This is a genomic window from Methylovulum psychrotolerans, from assembly GCF_002923755.1.
GTDB lineage: Bacteria > Pseudomonadota > Gammaproteobacteria > Methylococcales > Methylomonadaceae > Methylovulum > Methylovulum psychrotolerans.
The window spans coordinates 193,075-202,871 of sequence record NZ_PGFZ01000004.1 but is presented as its reverse complement, the minus strand read 5'-3'; the positions used below and the strand labels follow the sequence as shown (position 1 = coordinate 202,871).

At 53.0% G+C, this 9,797-nt stretch carries 2 protein-coding genes; both read right to left on the bottom strand.

Annotation, left to right across the window (positions count from 1 at the left end):
• Nucleotides 1-6,007: glycosyltransferase (locus AADEFJLK_RS11055; protein ID WP_211299197.1), on the bottom strand; the 6,007-nt coding region annotated here is incomplete at its 3' end.
• A gap of 33 nt (nt 6,008-6,040) precedes the next feature.
• The gene (locus tag AADEFJLK_RS11050; RefSeq protein ID WP_249028020.1) at nt 6,041-8,677 is read right to left on the bottom strand and encodes a glycosyltransferase; all 2,637 of its coding nucleotides are present in this window, start codon (nt 8,675-8,677) and stop codon (nt 6,041-6,043) included.
• Nucleotides 8,678-9,797 lie beyond the last annotated feature (1,120 nt).

Below are 9,797 nucleotides of genomic sequence, written 5' to 3'. Positions count from 1 at the left end.
AGATGAACGACGACACGTCGGCCATTTTGGCGACCAGGCCGTCGCGGTCGTCGGTGACCGCATAGGCCTCCAGCGCGCCCTGTTGCTTCATCCAGTATTCGTGCACCAGTTCGTCGAAGCGCTCGCGGTAAGCGTTGGCTTCGGGATGGCGGCTGATCGCGTCCAGCATCACTGAAACTACCTCGCGCGGATGGGTGATCAGCTTCTTGCAGTGCATCAGGTTGGACACCAGCCATTTGCTGGGGTTGCCGTGGCTGGCGGCGGCGGCTTCGTAGTGGTGCGCGGCGGTCTCGTAGTCTTTCTGTTCGAAGTAGGTGTTGCCGAGCAGCTCCAGCACTTCCGCCTGCCGCCCGAAGGTCAGGCTGATTTTCAGCAGCGTCCGCGCCGCGCCGATGTCGTGGGCGATCAGCCTTTGCTTGGCCTGCTCCAGATAGTAGCGGGCGTTAGTGGCATCATCCCTGTTAACCCGCAAAGGATAGCTGATTTGCCCCGATAAAAGCTTGCTAAAATCTTCTATGGTAATTTCTACGCCGTGCTTGGCGTTAATAGTGAACACCGTTCTGAAATCAATCTGTTTGAGGGGCGCTACGCTATGGCGTTGCGATTCGGCATGATGCTCAAAGCGTAAACCGACCCGGAGCAAATTGATGGCGGCCTGCAACTTGCCCTGCTCGACATTATGCTTAGCCAATTCAAAATGATAATGGGCGTTAATGCCATCATTCTCACTGATTCTTAAAGGGTAGGCAGTGCCGTCAAGGAGGCGGTTAAAATCTTCCGTTGTTATCGGCTCCGGTAAGTCCGGTAGAGCGTCGAGGTCACCGCTATAAGCGGCTGTGCTATCAAAGAATACGGCAAAACGTAAAAATTGGATGCTTAATTTAATGTTATGGCTATCTAAATAGCTTTTGGCAAGCGCCAAATAGTAGGCTGAATTGACGGCATTATCTTGGCTGATGCGTAACGGGAAGGTAATTAAACCTGCCTGTAAGTCCGCAAAGTCTTGCACGGAAATTTCCCTGTCAAACGCTGCGTTAACCTCAAAAATGCTATCAAAATCAATGCCGCTAATTTCGTTAATCGTTTTTTCTTGGGGCCTATCAAGATAAATGTCAGTTAATTCCTTGACCTGCTCGGAGACCCTGCGCAGGGCGGGCGAGTGGGCTTTGCCCTTAAACACGGCGGGCTTGTCGTCGATGGCTTCCAGGCAGGCGGTGAGGGCCTCCAGGGTCGGCTCGACGACGAAGCCGGACTTGCCCTCGACCACGTCCTCGCCGATGCCGCCCATGGTGCTGGCGACGATCCAGCAGCCGCAGGCCGCCGCCTCGCGGGTCACCAGGCCGTAGCTTTCCGGCCAGGTCGACGGCGCGAACAGCACGTCGAGCTGCCGGTACAGTTCGACCACGCGGGTCTGCCCCAGCCGCCCGATGAAGGTGACGGGGACTTGCCCCCAGTGGGTCTGGAGGCGGTAGCCTTCCTCTTGGGAATGGTCGACGACGAGCATCTCCAGGTGTTCGGGCTGTAAGGCCTCGACCGCCGCCTTGAGCAGGAAGTAGCCCTTGTGTTCGGCCATGCCGCCGACATGCCCGCACACCACCTTGTCGGTGTGGCGGGTGTCTTTGCTCTGCCAGACCAGGGTCTCGGAGATGCCGTTTTTGTTGACGCGGATCTGCGGGATCTCGTTTTTCCGGTAGATGTCGGCGAAGCAGTTGGACACGGTCAGCGCCGCTTTCGCGTCGCGCAGCAGGCCTTTGAGGTAGAGGATGCGCTCCACGGATTCGAGCTGGCTGACGTTGTTGGGCGGCGTGCACGGCTGGTACGGGTCGGGGTGGCCGTCGGGGTAGACGGTGTTGTCTGCGTCGACCAGGAACTGGTAGTCGGAGATCCACCACGCGTCGTGGACGGTGACCAGGTAGGGGATCTGGGCGCTGCGGGCGGCCTCGACCACCGAGGCGGTCAGGCGTTGGACGCAGTGGAAATGCACCAGGTCGGGCCGTTCGGCCTCAAGGTATTCGGTGAACAGTTCGCCCATCTTGTCGTCAGCCGGGTGCCAGTCCATGTTTTCCCGCCACAGGACGGTGGCGCGGTAGACCCGCACCCCCTGGTGGTTGTATTGGGTCATCTGGTAGGGCGGCTTGAAGTCCGCGTCGGAGGTGAACACGGTGATGTCGAAGTCGTCGGCGTAGTCGCGCCGCAACAGGTCGAAGTTGTCGGCGACCACGCGGGTCGCGCCGCCGATGGATTGCGGCGGGAAGAACACGTTGACCAGGGCGACTTTTTTGCGCGGTTTTTGGCCGGGCTGCTGCGCCGCCGCCAAGGCCGCGCCGAGCACGGCGGTCAGGTTGTCGGCGAGGGCTTCGGTGCTGTACTCGGCGCGTACCCGCGCTTGGGCGCGGTCGGCGACGGCTTGGCGCAGGGCGGGGTCGTCGACCAGGGCTTTCAGGTGCCGGTACCAGTCGTCGCTGGTGGCGGCGATGAAGCCGTCCTCGCCGTCTTTGATGATGTCGCGGTAGTTGGCGGTGGAACTGACCACGGAGGGGATGCCTAAGCAGGCGGCCTCGAACCATTTCAGTTCGCTCTTGCAGCCGTTGATCAGGTCGTCGTGCAGCACCGCGAGGCTGATGTCGGCGCGTTCGAGCATCGACCAGTAGGCTTTGATGCTTTTGACGGGCGGCATCTGTTTGACGCGGTCGGGGTAGGCGGACAGGAAGCTTTCCGGCAGTTTCAGGTAGCCGGCGATTTTCAGGCCGACCTGCGGGTATTCGTCGAGCAGGCGGGACACGGCGGGCAGGGCGAGGTCGGTGAAGTCGCTGTTGTGCGCCATGGTGCCGCTGCCGTAGAAGATGTCCAGGGTGTCCTTGCCGCCGTCATGCACTTTGTGTTTGAACAGGTTGTGCTGGTCGGTGCCGTTGCGGTGGACGAAGCAGCGCCCGCCGAACACCCGTTTTTCGAGCTGGTCGGCGAGCAGTTGCGTGGAGGCCAGGCCGAAGCGGCAGTAGTGCGCGGCGGCGTTGAACGAGGCCATGCCTTTCATGAGCATCAGGTAGATGTTCAGGTCCAGGTAGCCGCCGTAGGTTTCGATCGGCGGCGGGTAGGCGGTGTCGAACAGCAGGTCGTCGATTTCGTAGATGGACAAACGGCCGGTGGCGTTGACCTGGGCGATGGCCTTGAGCACGGGCGGCTCGGCGGGGACGCGGTAGAAGATGACCACGTCGTAGAAGGCCAGCGCGTTCTGCTGGTCGGCAAGGTCTGTCCAGGACACGGCGGTGACGGTCTTGCCCGCCGCCTCCAGCTGCTCGATCTTCTGGTCGATGCGGTAGCGCACGCACTGTTGGATGTGGAAGTCGCCGACGATGAGCACGCGTTCCAGGTTGCAGCCGCCCACCCACTGCGGCTGTTCGGACGCGCCGTAAAATTGCAGGTAGGCGCTGTAGATGAACGACGACACGTCGGCCATTTTGGCGACCAGGCCGTCGCGGTCGTCGGTGACCGCATAGGCCTCCAGCGCGCCCTGTTGCTTCATCCAGTATTCGTGCACCAGTTCGTCGAAGCGCTCGCGCAGGTTACCGGATTCGGGGTTGCGGGCAATGGCCGCCAACAGCACCTCGATGACCTCTTTGGGATGGCTGATCAGCTTTTTGCAGTGCATCAGGTTGGACACCAGCCATTTGCTGGGGTTGCCGTGGCTGGCGGCGGCGGCTTCGTAGTGGTGCGCGGCGGTCTCGTAGTCTTTCTGTTCGAAGTAGGTGTTGCCGAGCAGTTCCAGCACTTCCGCCTGCCGCCCGAAGGTCAGGCTGATTTTTAGCAGCGTCCGCGCCGCGCCGATGTCGTGGACGATCAACTTTTGTTTGGCCCGTTCCAAATAATAATGGGCATTAATACGGTCATTATAGCTAACATGCAGGGGATAACTGATCTGTCCGGTCAATAGTTTTTGAAAATCTTCGGCCTCAATTTCAACCCCTGATGTTGCGTTAATCGCAAACACCGTTTGATATTTATTCGGCTCGGTCGCCAGTTCAGCGCCCAATAAATGAGGGTCAAAATTACTGGGGAGGCTGCTATTGTTCAAGCAGACATCATTAGCAATCACGCTGATCGCTTTGCCGTTTTCGCAGGCCTGCAAAAACGTGTCTATCAGTGCCTTAGGAACCGTGATTTTAAAACCCGCCTGTAAAAATGCCTCGCCAAATGTGCCGGCAATATCTAAGCGCTCAAGCCATTCTGGCGTAACCGCATAAGAAACGCCATCAATACGCAAAAAAAGTTTAAGGGCCGTTTTTGGCTGCCCTTGATTAATTGCCCAGCCATAAAGGCATAATTGGTCGATGTTTTCTACATAACCATTGATTGTAATAGGCGTATTGTTACGCGCAATGGCAGGAGATGCTTTGTGGTCTAAATCCAAGTCTTGGATTTGATTTTGTAGGATAACGTCATTGGCGATAACGGCAATTTGCAAGCCATTATGGCGGGCCAATAACAGGGTTTCGGCAAGGCTCGCCGGTGTTTCAATCTTAAATCCTGACTGTAAAAAGCTATCATCATGAAACGCTTCGGCAATATCGGTACGTCGGCTCCAGATAGGCGCTATTGGGTAAACCACACCATCAATAGATAAAGACAGCTTTAAGGGCGTTTTTTCTAAATTGACCACCCAACCATAAATATCGGTATTTTCGATCCGTTCGGCATAGCCGATAATAGATTCACGGTTATCGGATAGCAGGGCATCAGTTTCGGCAGCAGATAGGCTTCCCGCACTCGTCGGCACGGTTTCAGTGGTGGCTCCGATGGGAGGTTGTATCGTTGTAACTGCATTGTCGGCAACGGTTGGGGCTTTAGTGTGTCCTATATCGCCCGTTTCTGGGTTATCGGTTGCGGGTGAGGTTTGCAGGGATGGCGCGGTGACCCGTTCTGCGGCAGCATTTTTTGGAAAAACCTTGGGGGACGGCATCAGCAGTCTGGTATCTAATAGCGTGCCGTTAACCAATACGTCAATATCGTCGCTGTTTTGGCGGGCAAGCAAAAAGGTTGGCGCAAGGCTGTTAGGAATATCCAGTTTAAATCCAGATTGTAAGAATTGTTCGCCGTGCTGGAAAGCAATATCAACGCGATTAGACCAGATGGGTGACAATGGATAATTAACGCCGCCAATGCGCAGGGAAAAGGTTAACGCACCTTGTGCGTCTGGGGCAATTGCCCAGCCTCTGATATGTAAGGCATCAATTTCTTCTACAATACCTATAATTGTCAAGTCCTGTTGCTCAAACGGCAGTTCTTCGGCATTCGCTGGCGTTACCGTTTCGGCGGGAACTTCTTCGGCTTCGGCCACCGCTTCGGCGGGTAGCTCCGCCGTTTCGGCAGGAACTTCTTCGGCTTCGGCCACCGCTTCGGCGGCGGGTAGCTCCGCCGTTTCGGCGGTAGCTTCTTCAGCTTCGGCCACGCCTTCGGCGGACAGCTCTGCTGCTTCCGTTAAGTTGTCCGCTTCTGGAGCGGCTAAAACAACCTCTGCCGATGGCTGGGTAATTTTGTTATATAAAGTAATTCCGTTGGCTGTCACGTCGATACGCTTACCATTTTGTATGGCCTGTTCAAATACATCAATCAGGCCTTGCGGTATATCAATCCGAAAACCTGAAGTCAGGTATTTATCGCCATGTTGCTCGGCAATATCAATCCGATCCAGCCATGTATAAGAGATTTGGTAAGACTGTTTATCAATGCTGAGGGCGAGTTTTAAAGGGCTGCCCTCGCTGTCAATCACCCAGCCATGAATTTGTAACTTATCTAAGTATTCGATATAGCCGACAATGCTCTTATCCTGTCCATTTGCTAATGCTACTCCAGAGAACCCTTCAGAATCTGATGTATCAGTATTGGTTTCTGGGTCGGCTACGCCGTTTTCTGCTGTTACAGCAGCTTGCCCAATAATGTTGTCCAAGGCCGAAGCTTCGCTAATTTTATTTTCAGATAAGTCAGGCGTGACTGAAATTACTTTTTTCATATCCTATTCCACTATTTTTAAATGCAAATCTTGTTATAGCAAAGGCTGCAAGCACGCTTGCCTATAGTTATCAAATTGTCCGACCAGTTTTTCCGGGCTATCCATCCAAGCCAAGGGCGCCAGTTTGTCAGCCATACCCGCTTCTCTGGTACGGCGGGCAATTGCACCGATATCAAAGGAGAATACGGGTAAATGAGCTTGGAAGGCCAATGAGAGGGTATAGCTGTAGGTTTCTGGCCAGAGCGAGGGTAGCCAAACCAGATGCGGGTTGAGGTTTTCTAAAGTAGCCAGCGCATCATGCTCGTGATATTTGCCGGTCACGGTCACGCCGGATTCTTTGATCAGCAAATCGTTCATGGTGTAACCCATAACGATAAATTCTATCGGCAGATTTTGTTGCTGCACCAATTTAGCACAGGCCATAATGACCTCAAAACCTTTAATTTTACCGATGGCACCAATAATGACGACGCGTAACTTTTCTTCCGCCGCAATTTGGGGCGTTTTAACCTGAATGGCCTTTAGGTCGATAGCTTCATGGGGCAAGACTTCAAATGCGACATCGGGAAAATAGCTGCCCAAGCGGTCGGCGACATCTTGGTCGGGCACGACAATACGGTCAGCTAAGCGCAAAGCCTGTTGATGGGATGACCGCCATTCAGCAATACTTTTGACACCGAAATCAGAATTGCGCTCCAATAAGCAGCGGTTGCACCCCGCTTCATCCGGTTCGCCACAATAACGGCCATCTTCATCAATCAAATTGATACGGGGGCAGATAGGCTTATAATCATGGAGGTTGATTTTCCAAAACGCCCCTAATTCTTTAATCACCTTATGCAATTCTAATGCCGCATCCGGCACAAAATCGACCAAACTATGGGTATGGACTTCGGTAATGCCGAGCTCTTTAAGAATAGCCGCCAAAGCGGCGGTATCGGCCAATTCGAAAGGGTTGATATTGGGGACGGAACGGATAGACGGATGGCCTAAATTAACATGGGTGGGACGTTTGGCGACGGGACGTAAAGTGAACACGCCATAACCGGCCTGCATAAAGTTAACGATGTCTTCCTGCACCCGGCGTTCCGAGCCGCCGCCCCGGCTGTGGCAAACTAACAGGATATTTTGGGCACGGCTCATCCGTTGCAACCGAAAGGCATCCAGACGGCTGCGGCTGTCTTTGAGCGGGTCGGCTTTGACAAAAACATCGACATCTTTGCGGTAGCGCGGATATTTTTTGTCCAAGACCTTTAGGGCGGCCTGAACACGCATGGCCCGCTCGCCCTGAAATGAAGTAGAACCTAAATGGCGGACAAAAATATCGCCGGCAATAATGTTACGCCAGCCTTTACGGATGGCCCGCTGGCAAAAATCATTCTCCTCACCATAGCCTTTGCCGAAGGCCTTTTCATCAAACAAACCGACTTTTTCCAAACAATCGCGGCGGATGTACATACAAAACCCTACGCCAGTCGGTACTTCCACCTCGACATCGGCGTTAATGGTGGCGGTCAGCGCGTCCATTTCCGCATAACTCACTTCTAAAGGATAGGGGTTATCATGGAGAAAATTCGGGTAGCTACAGATGGTGGCGTTATTGGACAGCGGGGTGACTGTACCGGTTTTGCGGTTACGGTGGGCGGCCTTATGCAGGCGGTCTAGCCAGCCATCGTACACTTCGGTATCCGAATTCAATAAGACGACGTGGCGTTGTGGGTGCAATTTCATGCCCCGGTTAACGGTTTGCACAAAGCCTAAGTTTTCTTCATTGACCAACAACGTAAACAGCCCCTTATCCGCCAAGCGTTGTAAATCGGCGCTCAATTCTTCATCAGGGCTGGCATCGTTAATGACCACCAGTTCAAACGGCACATCATAAGTGACCGCCAAGGCACTATACAGGCAGCGCAAGGTTTCAATGCGGCCTTTATAAACCGGCACGACCACATCCAAGTCTGTTTCCGCAATATGCGCCCGCTGCACCAGGCTTCCCCATGCCTCATCATCAGGTAAGGTCAGTACAGGCAATTCGCCCGGTTCTATATCCAAACCGTCGCTATCGCGTTCCTGTTGGGTACTGCGCCCTTCCGTGCGGCCAAAAAACAAATAATGCAATAAGGGGTTCATACCCGTCGCCGCCACATCAGGGGAGGTGCGCAAATAATAAGTGCCGTCAAATTGCGGGCAAGGCGAACGCCCTTCAGCGCCGCCCCATTTCAGATAATGGATCAGCGGGTCATTGTCAGTGCGGGCGACATCTTTATTATTGACCAGATAAAAATCCAGGTCGAACCAAGCGCTGGGGGATGTCCGGCAATAGCGGCCAACATATTTGTAATGCAGCAGGGTATTGGTGTACAAGTGTTTGCTCAATCCGGTCGCTTTGGAGCGGTAATAGACCGGATCAAACAAGGCCATCGGTGCCCGGCCTTCTTTATCGCCGTGCAGTACATAATGCTTTAGCCCATCGGTTTCTATCTGGGCGACATCGCCATTATTTTCCAAATAATAGGCATTGTCGAACAACTCCTGCCTGGCTACCAAACGTATCAGCCGGCTCTGATAAGCCTTGCGCAACCCTAAGGTTTTACACGCTATTTTTATCCCCCACAGTGCGGTCATTTTCACTTCACCGCGCAACGCTTTTAATGTTTCCCGAATTGTCATATTTTTACCTGTATTATAAGAACTTGGTACTTAAGCCAATCTTGCCCGTGACGGAGTAAAACGTTGCTTACGCATCATGAAAGCCGATGTGGCAAAAACACTATCCAAACCACGCGTTAATTGCTAAATGTAATACACCTTAATTGGGTTGGCTAAGCTAGCTGGGCAGTATGGAGAAATTGCTTAACGCCCTACCTACTTCGCTACTGTCAATTTTAAGGAATCGGCATGACTATTTTCTGTTATTTGAAAATAAATGTATAACCCTTCTGTTTGCCTAAAAAGTAACATTGTGTTGATCCGTCAGAAAAACACGCTTCTTTTTATAAGTATTGCCAAGATGCCTAATATGCTCCTGTTAACTAGACGCTATAAATGTCGTCCTTATAGTGAAAACGATAGTTTAAATGTTCTGCCTTACGAAGAGTAAGCACTTTTTACGCGGTTTTTCAGTGATCTTCATGTTATTCGCCGTCAATGGCGGTAAACAGAAATTTACCGTTTTTAATATGGTAGAGGATTGGTTTGCTCTTTAAAAAATCATTTACCGTCAAGAACTAAGGCGTGTCCATAAAATAAGCATCAACAAATCGCTGTTACTGTTGAAATGGTTTCCTTTTGCCCATAGGACTTTCTACGGCCACAAGGAACCGCACCGATAAAAATCTCTTACCCTTTGGGGAGGGGGTAGGTGATTGCCAGACTATAGGAGGCAAGCTGTTTAAGGCTGGCTCTCCGCATTTGACGGATACGCTACCTGTTGGTTTAAGATAACAAGAAAACCAGCTAAATAATATGAACTATTACCCAAAAGGCAAAAGATTTTGCACAAGAACCGTCTAGTCGGTTCGTTTGCAATGCGGAATCCGATCATTTTGCCGTCATAGCCGCATTTTAAGGCAATGGCTTACTAAGGGCGCATGTTTTGCGCTTGCAGCCCTTAGCCGAATGATGAGGTATCCCACGCTATTTCAGGAATACCCGTGCGCCCAAGCCCATCTGGTAAAGCATGGTGGCCACCTCTTTGAAGAGCTGGCGGTATTTGGGGTCGACGGCGGGCAGCACCATGATCTCGTCGCCGGGGTGGATTTCGGGGCTGCTGAACCAGCCGTCGGTGTCC